Genomic DNA, 15177 nt, shown 5'->3' with positions numbered 1-15177 from the left:
GAGTATGAGTAAAACTTAATTATACATAAATCAAAAAATGTTCACTCTACAGCATTCTAAAATACACCGATACGCAGAATACCAGCAGTTACATGTTAATAACTTAGCAGTAGATTTAAGTAAAACATAAAAAACTCAGCCCCTGTTATCAATTGCTCTAAGGCAAACATTAACAGGGGCCTTCTGTACAGCAGATATTATTCAGAAAGGATTAGCTCTTCCTTCTGAATACTACTGTTAACTCTATTCAGAAGTCTTCTTTGAGGTCTTCTTGGCAACAGTCTTTTTAGCTGCTGTCTTCCTGGTAGCTGTCTTCTTTACAGCAGTTTTCTTAGCTGTGCTCTTTGAAGCTGTCTTCTCAGTCTTTGAAGAAGCCTTAGATGAAGACTTCTTTGCAGTAGACTTGGCAGTCTCCTGAACTTCCCACTCACCTTTTTCCTGATTGTAGAAAGCGACAAACTTAGTCTGTTTCTCATCCTTTACTGAAACAATATACTGCTGCTTGGTCTTGCGGCTAAAGCGAACCTCAGTCTCATTACCATCAGGATCATAGGCAGGAGCATCAGCCAGATAATAGAACTTAGGTGAAATTTTGTCTCTGTATTTCTTAAGCTCAACAATCTTAGGTGGGCGAGTCTCACGTACCTTAGGGAAATTGTGGGCAGCAAGGAATATACCTGCAGCACCATCTCTTAATACATAATGAGAACCAGCTGTCTTGCATGGCAGATCAGGCAGATCAACAGCATCCTCTCGAGGAGGTGCAACCTGACCGTTCTTTAGAATCTTTCTGGTATTACCGCATTCCTTGTTGGTACATGCCATATACTTACCAAAACGGCCTTCCTTAAGAACCATGGTATGACCGCACTTCTCACATGGAATTTCAGGGCCTTTCTCAATCTCTGAGTCAAACTTACCTGTCTCAAACAGATAACCGCCACAGTTAGGAGTTGAGCACAGATGCAGCTTATGTGACTCATCAATGATATAGGTATCCATAACACTGTGACACTTTGGACAGCGTGGTCTTGAACGCAGAATCTTGGCCTCTTCCTCTTCAGAGATATTTGAAGTACTTAAAGAAGATACGTCAATAGCTCTTAAATTCAGAGTCTTATGACAGCGATCTGCAGTCTTAACATCCTTGTCATAATAGCCAAGACAGCTTAAGAACATACCGGTCTTTCCAGACTGCACTGCCATATGGTACTTCTTACACTCAGGACAGAGCATCTCCTTAATCTCAAGTGGAGAATTCTCAGGCATACCGCCTTCAGCGTAGGTCAGATTTGCCTTTGTAAGCTCAACCTCAAAATTCTTGTAGAACTTATCAAGACTCTGAATCCAGTCAAGATTACCCTGAGCAATCTCATCTAAAGAATCTTCCATAGAGGCTGTAAAGTTCTTATCCATCAGCTCTTTGAAAGAATATCTTAGTCTGTCGGTTACAATCTCTCCCATTCTCTCTGCATAGAAACGACCGTGATTAATGGTTACATAACCACGCTCCTGAATGGTTGAAATAATTGCAGCATAGGTTGAAGGTCTGCCGATACCATCCTTTTCAAGCTCTTTAACTAAAGATGCTTCAGAGAAACGTGAAGGTGGCTGGGTAAAGTGCTGTGATGGAAGAATCTCTGATACACTAAGCTTTTCGCCTTCTGAAAGTTTTGGAAGAATAACTTCCTCGTTCTTATTAAAACTGTAGACACGCTTAAAGCCATCAAAGGTAATCTGCTTTCCTGATGCCTTAAAGCCATACTCACCGGCACTTACACTCACATTGGTGGTGTTGTATTCCTGAGCAGTCATCTGGGATGCAAGATATCTTGCCTTAATCAGTTCAAACAGTCTCTGTCCGTCTCTGTCAACAGTTGATGGCAGAGGATCTAATGGATGAGATGGTCTGATAGCCTCATGAGCTTCCTGAGCTGATTCCTTTGATTTGTAGTAGTTAGGCTTTTCAGGAATGTACTTATCACCAAAATTACGTGAAATGATATCTCTAGCAGTAGCAATAGCCTCTTCAGACAGATTTACACTGTCAGTACGCATATAGGTAATAAGACCCTGCTCATATAGTCTCTGAGCAACTGTCATAGTACGTCTTACTGAAAAACCTAGTCTCTGGTTTGCAACCTGCTGCAGAGTTGAAGTGGTAAATGGAGGAAGTGGCTTCTGTGAACCTTTTTTAGTTTCAATCTTATCTACAATAAAGTCTGACTTCTTAAGCGCATCAACGATAGCTGTCGCCTCATCCTTATTGTGAATCTCAATCTTATGACCGCCCTTTGAATTTAAAGCAAGCTTTAATTCAGCCTTTGAAGAGGTCTTAACAATAGAATCAATATTCCAGTACTCTTCAGGAATAAAGGCCTTAATCTCTCTTTCCTTATCTACAATCAGCTCAACTGCAACTGACTGTACACGACCGGCACTTAAACCTCTTGCAACCTTTTTCCATAAAAGAGGTGATACCATGAAACCTACGACACGGTCCAAGAATCTTCTGGTCTGCTGTGCATTAACAAGATTCATGTTAACGCGGCCTGGATTTTCAAAAGCCTTGTGAATTGCAGCCTTGGTAATTTCAGGATACTTTACGCGAAGATACTTGTCATCATCACCGCCAAGCACTTCCTTAAGATGCCATGCGATTGCCTCTCCCTCTCTATCCAAGTCGGTTGCGAGGTATACTTTATCAGCATCCTTGGCAAGTTTTTTCAGTTCGGCTACAACCTTCTGCTTATCAGGCATGATTGCATAATTTGCCTTCCAGCCATTCTTAGGGTCAACGCCCATACTGCGAGCTAAAACCTCATCCTTAGTAAGCTTGTGAGTCTTTGCAGCCTTAGCCTTGCTCTTATCAGCCTTTTCAGTACTTGCAGCAGTTGCAAGATCTCTGATATGACCGACGCTGGCTTTTACTACATAATCATCACCCAAATAACGGTTAATAATTGTGGCCTTAGATGGTGACTCTACAATAACTAAAGACTTACCCATGTTTATTCTCGTAATTATCTATTATCTGTAAGGGGTTGTATTAACTGACTCGGCAACTTCTTCTTTAACAGCACGAGTCCATGTCTTAGCACTAAAGAATTTTCCTAATAAATCTTTAAGTGACTTCTTTTCTTTTCGCTCTATGCTAATCTTTATAGCACAATCCTGTGTAATTTCTAGGCAATTTTGCAAGTATGCATCAAAAGTGTTTAATTCATCAACCAGTCCACGCTCCAGAGCATCCCTGCCAAGCCAGAATTCTCCGGTAGCAATCTCCTCTATATTAAGGTTAGGTCTGTACTTTGATACAACCTCCTTAAAACGGGCATGAATGGCTTCCAGCTCTGATTTAAACTTCTCTCGACCCTCAGGTGTATTCTCACCGAACATGGTCAGAGTTCTCTTGTACTTGCCTGCTGTAACCTGCTCATAATCAACATCGTGTTTTTTCAGCACCTTGTTGAAGTTAGGAATATTGGCTACCACACCGATAGATCCTACATAGGCAAATGGAGCTGCGACAATCCTGTCAGCAACACAGCTCATAAGGTAACCGCCTGATGCAGCCACATTGTCAACACAGACAGTCAGATGAATACCTCTTGCACGGATTCTCTCAAGAATTGATGAACAGAATCCATATCCGTTAACTACACCGCCAGGTGAATCAAGATTTACAATAACCTCATCATCAGCTGTTGCAACGTCAAGTAAAGCATTTACCTTAAGACGCAGATCATGAGAGGCACTGGCATGTGTATCACCTTCAAAGTCTAGTACAAAAAGTCTCTTAGGACAAAATCTGCCTTGTGTCTTTGCCTTTTCAATTCTCTCTGAACGCTCTTTTTTTAGGTCATCATCAGACTTTTTCTTATTCTTTAATTTCTGTTTAAGCTCTTTTTTAAGAGTCTTTTCATCCTTATTTAAATCAAATCTTAAAACGGCATCTTCGATTTTTTCTTTACGTTCAGTTGACTCTTCTAAAAGATTGGTGAACTTTAGCTTTTCCTTTTTCTCTTCCATTTCACCCTTTGCAGCCTTTAAAGACAGTAGAACGCAGATAAAAGCAACTGCTATACATATTGCACCGAAAACAAACTTACCTGCAAAAAGACCGAATTCAAAAAGAAATTCCATGATTAAACCTTATTATTGTTTTTTATCTGAAGATACTAATCTGATGCCATCATCAGTAATTTCAATCAGACGCTGTTTATAAAGTGAGCCGATTGCCTTTTTAAACTTACCCTTTGACATATGAAGATAATCTTCAATATCCTGAGGATCTGACTTATCGTTGAAGGCAATAAAACCATTTGCATTATTCAGAATATGTAAAAGAGTCTTGGCTGCATGCTCAATACCTGAAAGCCCCGGCTCCTGCAGAGATACATCCAATCTGCCGTCATCTCTGATTTTGGTGATATAGGCATCTGTTCTCTTACCGATTCGAATTGGGCTTTTAAGCTCATTCTTATAAATAAGACCATAAACAGAATCGTTGATTACAGTTCTAAAGCCAAGTGGTGTATGAGATACTGCAACAGCGGTTACACGCTGGCCGACCTTGAATTCACCTGGTTTAGAGTTATCTCTGATATAGCGGTTAAAACGCTGAGTACCAAACAGTCTTCCCTGATCATCAATGGTCACATAAATCAGAACTGACTGACCGACCTCAAAGGCAGAACGCTGTTCAGATACAGGAACTACAAGCTCCTTTGGAATACCAAGATCCATATAAACTGTACCGCAGTCAATTGAGGTAACGGTTAATCTGCCGCACATACCGCATTCAAGATATGGATGTCTTGCTGTTGCTAAAACTCTGCCTGAGTCCTTGTATAAAAAGACTCTTAAAAGCTTACCGATTTCAATATCGTCAGGAAGCTGCTTATTTGGAACAAACAGATCTCCATAAGTACCGGCATCAACAAATGCGCCCTGATCGGTTATATCTACAACACGAAGGTCAATCATATGACCTAAAACTGGAGTATCTTCCATTAAATTTCTTCCTAGCAAAGCTTTTGCAACAACAGATATTTTTTACAGAATGTTAATATAAGAAAAAAGCCACTCTTTTTTCAAGAATGGCTCTTGTATTTTTTACAAAATTTCCAAAAAATTAGATACGCTGGAAATCAATGTGTAAAATACGCTCTGAAACTGGGTGACGCTGCATGTCAACAGGCTTAACCTTGATTGACTCGCCATTTAGGTTGATTACAACTTCGTTGTAGAACTCATCCTTTAAAGCAGCTGTAATAACTTTCTTCTCATCTAAGCAGATTGAAAGTGCATCTTTGCCCTGGCCAATGATGATTGCTGGGGTCTTGAACTCACGACGTAGGCGGCGGCTCGCACCTCTTCCTAAGTCAGTACGTGAAGTAGCATCTAAAGTAATTGCCATTTTCATGTTTCCTATAAATAAAATTAAACAACGCTGTGTAATGCGACCATAAACACAGCGTGCGATATTATAAACTATATTGTGAATTATTCAACTAAAAATATACATCTGTATACTATTTTTTTACATTTATACACAGTTTTTGAAAAAAATATACAGATATATACAACTGTATATTTTTTGAAGTAAATCTTTATACAAATATTTACTTATGTAAAATTCAAAAAATTTATATATTTATGGTTATATTACATACAAGCCCTTTTCTTATATAACTTAGCTTATTTATTTGGAGCACAATAAGTTAAGTTATAAATAAAGAAAACTGAAACTAAGCAAACACGATACCCAGAATATCCTTCTTGATATTCTTGATCTGGACAATCTCACCGATTACATCATCAAGTTTTGAGAAATCAATCTTCTCAGCAATAATCAGAGCATCAGCTGATGAAATATCCTTCATATGCTGAGGTTTTACAATCTTACAATTGCTGATTCCATTTACACTTAGAGCATCTTTAATTACAGAGGTTACATTTACAATCTCACTCTCAGCTAAAGTTGAGACCACAGTTACACTCTGCTTTCCTCTGCACAGAACCTCTACAGATTCATTCAGCTTCTGAATCTCATCTGCTTTAGCTTCGCAGTATGAGGAACTGTGAACACAGGCAAGAGTCTTTAAATCCTCAAATACAAGATTCTCTGGATCATGAATCTTGCCGTCAAACAGATATACACAGGTAAAGCAGCCTAGAGCAAGGAAGATTCCTATAGCAAAACCGCCAAATGTGAAAATGGCATACTTTTTAAGTTTTAGCTTATTAAGATCTACAGCTGATACAGGTTCAAGTACTAAAGGAACCTCGTTTAGCTTCTCTTTCTTATTCTCAATCTTGATAAGAAGCTTGTTGATTGTCTGAGTTTCCTTCTCACGAAGTGTATCAATATATGATGACTTCAGCTTGGCAAAGGAAATCTCATTTGAGCTGATATCGTACTCATTTTTTAGAAACTCAGTAAGCTCTCTGTCGTACTTTGATAAAACCAGCTGGAGCTTTTGGATATCATCCTTATTCTTTGACTTAAGTGAAATTGTAAAGGAAATATCATCAACCTTGTTTAAGGTTACTAAACCTTCAATCTGAAGAGTAGAGGTCTCATCAGATAAACCAAGTGCAGAGGCAAACTCGTTTGCAAACTTGTCACTATATAAAAGAGTTCTTGCAAAACTGATTAGAGCTGAGTCCTTCTCTTCAAATTTAGTCAGTTCAGAATCATCACCTTCATCAGCTTTGATTTTCTTATCAGTATTTATAACACCACTTGGCTTGTAGTTATTTCTAATGACAGGCTTTAATTTGATTAAGTTTTTTACACCTTTTTCTGATGCCAGATAATAGTGAACAGCCTCATATCCAGTTTTATCTGAACCTAAAAGAACTGAGTTTTCAAGATAGTTCTGATGATCCTTTAAAGTATTTTCCAGAACCTTAATTTCAGAATTGATTCTGGCTTTCTCGTATGAGGCTAAAGACTCCTGCACCTCATTACTGCTCTTGCGTCTTTCCATCTCGGCCATATACTGATTAAAGCTTACCTTATGTTTTTCATTCTTGGTGGTTCCGTTAGGAAGCTTCACAGTTGTTTCATATGAAAGAAGATTAGGATCATCGGCAAAATTCTTACCTGAAAGCTCCACGCTGTAGTACTTGTATCCTAGACCTGCCAGTGCAAACACTGCACCGATCAGAACAAGCAGCTTAAATTTAGACAGCAGATACTTAAAGAGTCTGACTAAATCAATTTCAACATCTTCTTTATACTGATTCATTTTTGTTATATTTCCGTTATGTTTTTATGTTTAATAGATAAAAAAACTGTTCTCTATCCTATCACTCAAAAATTAGAATTAAATATTTTTCAATCAAAAAGACTAGCCCTAATTCTCCGGTGTAATCTTCGGATACATGGACATTGGTCTTAAATCAATCTTATCAGGATCGTAATTACGTCTGTCATTACAGTTCATATCAGATATGGTTTCAATATCTGAATTGGTTATATCAAAATGATACAGCTGACAGTTCTGCTCAATCTTACTCTGGACTACAGCCTTAGGAATAGCCACAATACCTCTCTGAATACACCATCTGAGTAGAATCTGAGAGGCTGAAGCATGATAGTAGTTTCTCATGCAGATAAGTCGAGGGTCATCCAGAATCAGACGACCTTCACTTCCAAGTGGAGAATATGCCTCTACTGTAATCTTTCTTTTACGGCACCAGCCTAATAATTCCTCTTCAGTATTCAGAGGATGAATCTCTGTCTGATTTACCTGAGGTACAACTGTTGCACCGTGAGCCTTCAGACTTTCAATATGATGAATCTTGAAGTTGGCAACACCTATCGCTCTGCAAAGACCTTCCTTCTGCAGTTTTTCAAGTTCAAGATAGGCATTCTCGTAACCTTCCTTAGGCCAGTGAATAAGGTAGAGGTCAACATAATCAAGCCCTAAGCGGTTAAGAGACTCTAAAAGAGCGGCTCTTGGATCATCAAAATCAGTAATCCAGAGCTTTGTAGTAACGAAAATTTCATCACGTCTGATGCCAGAGTCCCTGATGGCTCGGCCCACAGCTTTTTCATTACAGTAGATTCTGGCTGTATCAATAAGTCTGTAGCCAGCCTCTAAGGCCCACTTAACAGCGTTATAGGCATCTTCTCCTTTGACCTTATATGCTCTAAGGCCTAGGAGAGGCATCTTTACATCATTATTAAGATTAACCGTAGACTTGATTGTAAGTTCCATTAAAAACTCCTTAAGCCTCTTTCATTTTATTGTATGCCTGAACTAAAACTTCAGGACCGGCTCCAAGCTCATGCATATGACAGGAGAGATAGTTTCTGAATCTTCTGGCCCCCTTGCAGCCGTTAAACATATTTATAATATGGTTGCCAAGATGATGAAGCTTTCTCCCCTCTGATACATATTTCTCAGCGTATTCAACAACCTTCTCAAAACACTCATCACGTGAAAGTATTTTTGAACCATCGTTGTATATTCTATTATCAACAGATGCAAGAATATAGGGATCATCCATACATGCCCTGCCAAGCATCACACCTTCAACCTTTTTAAGCATTTCATTACACTCATCAATAGTCTTGATTCCTCCATTGATGGTGATTGCAAGATCTGGAAAATGATCCTTTAGTGAAAATACTCTTTCATAGTCTAAAGGAGGAATGGTTCTGTTCTCCTTTGGAGATAAACCGTTAAGCCAGGCTTTTCTTGCATGCAGAATAATATGACGACAGCCGGTCTTATAAACTGAATCCACAATCTTTAGCGTATAGTCAAAATCGTCAAGATCATCTACACCGATTCTTGTTTTTACAGTTACAGGAACATCTGAAGCATCCTGCATTGCCTTAAGACAGTCTGTAATGACATCAGGTGTTTTCATCAGAATAGCGCCGAATGATCCTGACTGAACCTTATCAGAGGGACAGCCTGCATTTAAATTGATGGCACTGTAATTGAATTTTGAGGCTATTCTGCAGGCATCTGCCAGAACCTTTGGATCAGAACCGCCTAACTGCAGAGTACATGGATTTATAAAATCAGCATCATGATCAATTAGGTATTCCTTACCATGTACAATTGCATTTGCCGCAATCATTTCCGTATAAAGCATAGCTTTTTTTGAAAACAGTCTGGCTATGGCTCTGAAGGTTGGTGTGGTGACATCAATCATAGGTGCGACAGAGAATCTGTCAGCAGGTGTAAATTTTGCAAATTCAGTCATAAACGCGTGTATAAAAATGAAAAACGTGGCTTTATGATACCATACGCCACGTTCATTCAAAACACTGTAGATAACCTAACTTTTCGTACTATCTGTACTATTCGTCGGTAATCACTTCAGCAACAGACTTATCAAGATACTTTCTGTCTAATGCAGGAAGGCCTGCAGTAATGGTTGCAACAAGGTGCATTAAAGACTTTGAGTTGTCCTCATCAGGTTTTGCCAGGAACTTACCGATAGCCTCACCAATCTGCTCCATCTGTTTTGGTTTCATACCGCGGGTAGTTGCAGGCAGAGTTGAGAAACGAACAGCCTCAAACTTAATCTTAGGATCAGAGGTCAGAACATTTGCAATTCTTACATGGATACCGATGTCTGCTAACAGCTCCTGAGCTCCCTTTGCGGCAATAGCACAGAATCTGGTATCAATGATTACAAGGTGAGAATTGGTTCCGTTGCAGACAAGCTTCATGCCGCCAGCATCTAAACCTTTGGCTAAAGCCTTGGCATTTGCAACCACATCCTTACAGTAGGTTACAAAGACATCGGTCTTCATCTCATGAAGTCTTGCAGCAAGTGCTGATAACTGAGGAGTGATAAGACCGTGGTGTCCTGCCAGAGTCTCTGAACGGACAATTGCTGTTGCAAGCTCTTTCTTACATAGAATTGCAGCAGCCTGAGGTCCCTGCATAGCACCGTGGGTTGATAAGGTAACCACATCAGCATATTTAACAGGAGATGGAAGCACACCTGCAGCGGTCAGACCTGCTGTCTGGGATAAATCACACCACAGATAGGCACCAACTTCCTTTGCAATCTTTGAGAACTTGGCAAAATCAATAGATAAAGGATAGTTAACAGGAGATACAATAATCAGCTTTGGCTTGTTCTTCTTGGCAATTGCCTCAATCTCCTTCATATTGAAGGTCTGAGTTTCAGGATCAATACCGAAGTTTACAAACTGGAAAGCCAGATTCTCACTGTTGCAGTGTTCCTTCTTACGTAAATCAAGAGACATAACCACATCACCACGGGTGGTTAAAGCCTTGAATACAACTCTTGATGCGGCCTCAATGGTAACTGTTTTTACTGTAGCGAATTCTGCTCCAAATACATCGCACAGTCTCTCACAGGTTAAGGTTTCTAAAGTATTTCCCTTACCAAGGACAATTGAATTAGAGGAATTGACGAGGACACTTCCCATAATTGCAGCACATACTGGAGAGGTGCTGTTTTCGTCAGGAATGAATGATAATGTTACGTGCTGTCTTTCGATTTCTTTTACAAAATAAGAGTACAGACTATCATCGAAGCTTTTTACAATTTTTAGTGACTTCATACAACTTCCCTCATTTTTATATTTATCTTTATGTTCGGTAACGCCACATCGACATAATTTAATAGTCTGAATAATTCAGAATGAAAAAAAGAACTTAGCTGAATTCCACTCAAAAGCTAATACAAAACTAAGAAACACAATGTATGTTGCGTTGAAAAATATTTTACGACATGTGTAAGTATTTTTTGTGAGAAATTCCAACATACTGATATTAAAAAATAAAATAATTTCTGCTTTTGTTATCTGTGTCAAAAGAATTTAAACAAAAAATTCAAAAAGTTAAAACTTTTCTGCTATTTGTTCGTCAAAGAAAATACAGAACACATGTAAACGATTAACCCCTTATTTAATAAGGGATTCTGATTTTTTATTAAACAGTAGATATAAAAATAGACAAAACAAGCAAAAGAAAATCAGAAAGAAATAAGAACAAAAATTATTAAGAAAAGACAGACAAATAAAAATTGGTGCGCGTGATCATACAAGTCCTTATCTGACAAGGATAATTTTTTATTTGTGTGCTATTATATAAAGAATATGATAAACGTTAAAATAACAAATAGAACCGCAGCAGAAGATTATATAGCAGTAGAAAAAGAGACTGGTGCAACCACACTTCCTGGAAAGCACATTTTCGCTATTTTCTCTGTGGGTATCATATCTGTTCTTTTAGCTCTTCCATTCGGATCAATTATTCCTGAGAGCGCCTCCCCTTTTGCAGCACTAACCTCTGGTCGTGAGGAGCAGAACCGTATCTATGAGCAGGAATATTTAAAGACCAATGAAGTCATCGCCGAGGCCAATGCAGAAATCTCATCAACAGCAGGCTCTGAGGAAAACTACGATGACGATATCAATACCGAGGCTCTGATTGCTCAGGCAAATGCAGCCGAGTCTAAAAAAGAGGCAGCAGCTGCCGCTTCAGCATCTTCAGCAGAAACTGAAAGACTTAAGTTTGTAGCATCCGATATTGAAAAGAATTCAAAGGAAAAAATTCTAGCTGATCAGAAAGTTCAGTCTGAAAAATATATCAGCAATATTCTGACTCCTGACAAGATCCCGGGCTCAATTCAGAGCGCTCAGGGTGAAAAGACCTTTAACGGCAAATGGTATGAACAGACCATCCGTAAGGGAGACTCTCTATCCAAGATATTCTCCTACCTGAATCTAAACAGCAACGATCTTAAAAAGATTACCGCTGTTGCCCGTGAGAGTGATCTTAACCTTTCAGTCGGAGGAAAGATTCAGTTTTTAATCGGCGAGGACAACTCTGTTCAGGAGATTGCGATTCCTCTTGCCGGTAACAAACAGGTTCGCTTCTCCCGAGATATCGAAAAGAACACCTATACAGTTGAACGTGAACGCCGCTTTGCACAGTTCTCTGATTTAAAGAGCCGCGGTATGGACAGCGCAACTCTAATGCCATCATTTATCGAGGCAGAGAAACAGCGCAGCAAAAAGAAGCTTGAGGAAGAAGCTCTGCTTTCACAGAAACAGAAAGAGGCTCTTGAGAAAGCCCGTCTGAAGAGAGAACAGCTTGCAGCAGCTCAGAAAAAACAGGAGCAGGTGGCTGCACCAGCTGAAAAGGATAAAACCAAATCCATGTACAGCGGTAAGACCAGGCCTCGTCTGATTATCGGTTCTATCAATGAGAAAGAAACCTTTGACAAGGCTGCCGCAAGATACGGTCTGACCCGCTCTGAGATTGTTACCATCAAAAATCAGTATGTAGGCAGAATCAACTTTAACAAGCTTTCAGCCGGAGACTCCTTCAGAATTCTCTTTAACGGAATCGGTCAGGGCTCAAGCATGACCGCAATCTCCATGAACACCAAGATGTTCGGTCAGATCAACCTGTACCGTCATCAGCTCAATCATATCTTCTATGAGGAGAACGGATACAATCCATCAACCGGTGCTTTCAGAAGATTCCCTATCATGGGTCAGATTAAGGTAAGCTCTCCATTTAACCTGAAGAGATTCCACCCTATTAAGCACATTATCCGTCCACACTACGGTGTTGATTTTAAGGTTAACATCGGTACACCAATCTACTCTCCAGCCGATGGTGTAGTCACCTATGCCAAGTACATGCGTGGTGGAGGCTACTCAATTATTATCAGCCACAACGGCGGATACTCAACAGTTTATATGCACCTGTCCAAGTTTGACGTTCAGCAGGGTGACCGTGTGCATATTGGTCAGATTATCGCTAAATCAGGAAATACAGGTAATTCCACAGGCGCACATCTTCACTACGAGGTACATGTCAACGGACGTCCGGTTGACCCTCTGAAAGTGGATCTTCCATCCGGAAGTCCTGCTACAGCTCAAAGATTGAAAGAAGCATTTAAAAATAATGTTTACATCTTGAAGACAGAGCTGTATAAGAATAAATTAGCAGAAGTAAAATAATTTGTAGTCAGACAGACCAAAGACTAAGGATAACGTGTGCTTACCGAAAAAGAGTTTAGCGAAGAGGCATTAGCTGTCCTCAAGTGGCTCATTGCCATTCCAAGCATCACCAGAACGTCTGGTGATGAGATCATGAGTCATACCATTTACAATACTGTTTCAGAATTCACCTATTTCAAGAATCACCCTGAATACTTAAGCTACATCACCCACGATGATCAGAAAAATCACTCCTTTACTGCATTTGTAAGACGTGACCAGACAACCCGTGAAACACTGGTTGTACTATGTAATACCGACACCTCATCAAATGAAGTCTATGGTACCTTAAAATCCTACGCCTTCAAATCAGATGAGCTTAAGGAAAAACTTAAGGGCTCAACTCTTACTGAAGCTCAGCTTTCTGAGCTTGAAAAAGAAAACAATATCTATGGACTTGGCTCCTTTGAGAACAAGTCACCTATTGCAGGTATGCTGATTCTTCTGAAATACTACTCAGAAAGATTATGGGAACTTCCTATCAATCTTCTGTTTGTATGTAACAGTGAATCATTAAACGGTAATGAGGGTATCAGAACCTGTCTTCCTTATATTCATAATCTTATCAATGAGCAGAATATTGAGCTGACACTTGCTGTCTCCTTCAAACCAGAATCTACCGATGTTCCAGATGACACCATCAATGTCTACACTGCAAACATGGGTAAAGTTGAGGCAGGCTTTTATATCTTCGGAGAAGGCACCGATACAGAGAGACCTTATAAGGGCTTCTCTCCTACAATGGTTGCTTCAAAGATTATTGATGAGATTGAGATAAATCCTTTAATTACAAAGGAGCTCTCAAAACGGGCCATTGCTCCGACCTTCAATTATCTGCATACATATAACAACCGTTCTCCAAATACACCGGATGCGGTTCATTTAGGTTTCACATTCCCTTTCATCAACCTTAATATTCTTGACTTACTGGAGAATCTGAAACAGGTTGCAGCCAACGCTCTTGAAAGATCAGCAATGATGATGGAAGAGCGTGAACTTATGTACAGCAAGATAAATGAGGTAGAACACAATACCCAGATAAGAGAGGCAGAGGTTCTGTCCTTTGCAGACTTCTTCTACAGAGCAGCTCTTCACTACAAGGGAAATCTCAAATCAGCAATCGAAGGTCTGATTCAGAAATGCGCCAATGAGGAGCTTGGAGTTCAGGATATTCTAAAGAATATCATTGAACGTCTAAACGAGCTTGCCCGTCTTCCAAGGCCTTCTGTGGTGATTTTCTTCGGCAACGACTTCATTCCACAGCAGCAGCTGCGTCGCAACAATGCGTTAGACCGTGAGCTTTTCATCAGAATCAACAAGGCTGTTGAGGAGTTCAATAAAAAACATGATCATCAGATCAACATTGAGAACGAATGCCCTGCCAATGACAACTGCTTTATAAGACCAGTCGGCATCGATGTGGCGCTGAAGGCTCTAAAGGATGAATGTCCTATGCCTATTTCAACATTCTATAATCTCAATGCTCCTGGAATTACCCTTACCTATAAAGGTGGTGACCTGTACAAGCCAACAGAGCACGTCAACAAGGAATTCTTTGATGATATGTTAGGTTTCGTACATCGTCTGATGATTGAGTTAAGTCCAGAAGATCCTAATGAAAAGGATACCAAGACCAAGAACGATGCTCTTGAGGTACTCAATGTCTCCGAAAAGGTTATCGATGAGAAGATGGAAGCGGCTGAAAAGGCTAAATCTAAAGAGCCAAAGGAGACTAAAGAGGAGACTCTTCCTAAGAGAGATAATGATTTTATCGGAGATAAGTTCGCAAAGAAGTCAGAATCAAAGAAAAAAGACAAGGACGATAAAGAGACAAAGATTAATATCTAATTATAACCTAACCTTAGAAAGCCCAAACTTAGATATCAAAATTTTGGTTCATCCGTGAATCTGTGGAAAGCCCTGATTTGAATATAATAAAATTCATCAGGGCTTTCTTCTATCCAATCGTCGGGATTGGAGTAAACTTTCCTCTGAATGCACTTCTTATTCTTAAAAAGAAATAATCTAAATCTCTGTACCCATAGGCTACACGCTTTAGAACCTTTATCTTGTTATTTATACCTTCCAGAACACTTGTCCTGATATGGTAGATGCCGGCATTGGTAATGCCGTCTCTGTAGTGGTCATTC

11 protein-coding genes are annotated in these 15177 nt (G+C 39.6%); 2 read left to right on the top strand and 9 right to left on the bottom strand.

Annotated features, from left to right (window positions below; all coding sequences use genetic code 11):
• Positions 1 to 243 precede the first annotated feature (243 nt).
• From topA to B5D46_RS04470, 8 genes are all read right to left on the bottom strand, one after another.
• Entirely contained in the window at positions 244 to 3009 is a 2766-nt protein-coding gene (gene topA, locus B5D46_RS04505) for a type I DNA topoisomerase (RefSeq protein ID WP_078928425.1), read from the bottom strand.
• Positions 3010 to 3030: 21 nt separating this feature from the next.
• Positions 3031 to 4146, bottom strand: coding sequence for a protease SohB (sohB, locus tag B5D46_RS04500; RefSeq protein ID WP_078928424.1), 1116 nt, complete (start codon positions 4144 to 4146; stop codon positions 3031 to 3033).
• Positions 4147 to 4158: 12 nt separating this feature from the next.
• On the bottom strand, positions 4159 to 5016 hold the full coding sequence (locus B5D46_RS04495) for a CvfB family protein (RefSeq protein ID WP_078928423.1): 858 nt from the start codon (positions 5014 to 5016) through the stop codon (positions 4159 to 4161).
• A gap of 121 nt (positions 5017 to 5137) precedes the next feature.
• Positions 5138 to 5422 (bottom strand): 50S ribosomal protein L25, encoded by a 285-nt coding sequence (gene rplY / locus B5D46_RS04490; RefSeq protein WP_078928422.1) that lies wholly within the window; start codon positions 5420 to 5422, stop codon positions 5138 to 5140.
• A gap of 331 nt (positions 5423 to 5753) precedes the next feature.
• On the bottom strand, positions 5754 to 7259 hold the full coding sequence (locus B5D46_RS04485) for a hypothetical protein (protein WP_078928421.1): 1506 nt from the start codon (positions 7257 to 7259) through the stop codon (positions 5754 to 5756).
• A 108-nt stretch (positions 7260 to 7367) separates the two neighbouring features.
• Complete coding sequence (locus B5D46_RS04480; protein ID WP_078928420.1) at positions 7368 to 8234, bottom strand: aldo/keto reductase; 867 nt, start codon at positions 8232 to 8234, stop codon at positions 7368 to 7370.
• 10 nt (positions 8235 to 8244) lie between these two features.
• Entirely contained in the window at positions 8245 to 9234 is a 990-nt protein-coding gene (gene dusA, locus B5D46_RS04475; protein ID WP_078928419.1) for a tRNA dihydrouridine(20/20a) synthase DusA, read from the bottom strand.
• Between the two features lie 97 nt (positions 9235 to 9331).
• On the bottom strand, positions 9332 to 10573 hold the full coding sequence (locus tag B5D46_RS04470) for a hypothetical protein (protein ID WP_078928418.1): 1242 nt from the start codon (positions 10571 to 10573) through the stop codon (positions 9332 to 9334).
• Positions 10574 to 11110: 537 nt separating this feature from the next.
• Here B5D46_RS04470 and B5D46_RS04465 point away from each other — a divergent pair.
• Together B5D46_RS04465 and B5D46_RS04460 are read left to right on the top strand one after the other, a co-directional pair.
• Positions 11111 to 12988: a peptidoglycan DD-metalloendopeptidase family protein gene (locus B5D46_RS04465; RefSeq protein WP_078928417.1), complete on the top strand. Its 1878-nt coding sequence runs from the start codon at positions 11111 to 11113 to the stop codon at positions 12986 to 12988.
• Positions 12989 to 13024: 36 nt separating this feature from the next.
• Entirely contained in the window at positions 13025 to 14875 is a 1851-nt protein-coding gene (locus B5D46_RS04460; protein WP_078928416.1) for a zinc-binding metallopeptidase family protein, read from the top strand.
• A 109-nt stretch (positions 14876 to 14984) separates the two neighbouring features.
• On the opposite strand, the gene B5D46_RS04455 is transcribed toward B5D46_RS04460, so the two are convergent.
• On the bottom strand, positions 14985 to 15177 hold a 193-nt coding region (locus B5D46_RS04455; protein WP_143675603.1), incomplete at its 5' end, for a transposase.

This window comes from Succinivibrio dextrinosolvens DSM 3072 (assembly GCF_900167015.1).
GTDB lineage: Bacteria > Pseudomonadota > Gammaproteobacteria > Enterobacterales > Succinivibrionaceae > Succinivibrio > Succinivibrio dextrinosolvens.
Note: the sequence above shows the minus strand (reverse complement) of the source record. Positions and strands in the feature narration are given on the sequence as shown.

Excerpts from the sequence above, each read along its gene's own strand:
- sohB (WP_078928424.1), bottom strand. The coding sequence starts at position 4,146 with ATGGAATTTCTTTTTGAATTCGGTCTTTTTGCAGGTAAGTTTGTTTTC.
- B5D46_RS04495 (WP_078928423.1), bottom strand. The coding sequence starts at position 5,016 with ATGGAAGATACTCCAGTTTTAGGTCATATGATTGACCTTCGTGTTGTA.
- B5D46_RS04470 (WP_078928418.1), bottom strand. The coding sequence starts at position 10,573 with ATGAAGTCACTAAAAATTGTAAAAAGCTTCGATGATAGTCTGTACTCT.
- B5D46_RS04485 (WP_078928421.1), bottom strand. The coding sequence starts at position 7,259 with ATGAATCAGTATAAAGAAGATGTTGAAATTGATTTAGTCAGACTCTTT.
- B5D46_RS04465 (WP_078928417.1), top strand. The coding sequence starts at position 11,111 with ATGATAAACGTTAAAATAACAAATAGAACCGCAGCAGAAGATTATATA.
- rplY (WP_078928422.1), bottom strand. The coding sequence starts at position 5,422 with ATGGCAATTACTTTAGATGCTACTTCACGTACTGACTTAGGAAGAGGT.
- dusA (WP_078928419.1), bottom strand. The coding sequence starts at position 9,234 with ATGACTGAATTTGCAAAATTTACACCTGCTGACAGATTCTCTGTCGCA.
- B5D46_RS04480 (WP_078928420.1), bottom strand. The coding sequence starts at position 8,234 with ATGGAACTTACAATCAAGTCTACGGTTAATCTTAATAATGATGTAAAG.
- topA (WP_078928425.1), bottom strand. The coding sequence starts at position 3,009 with ATGGGTAAGTCTTTAGTTATTGTAGAGTCACCATCTAAGGCCACAATT.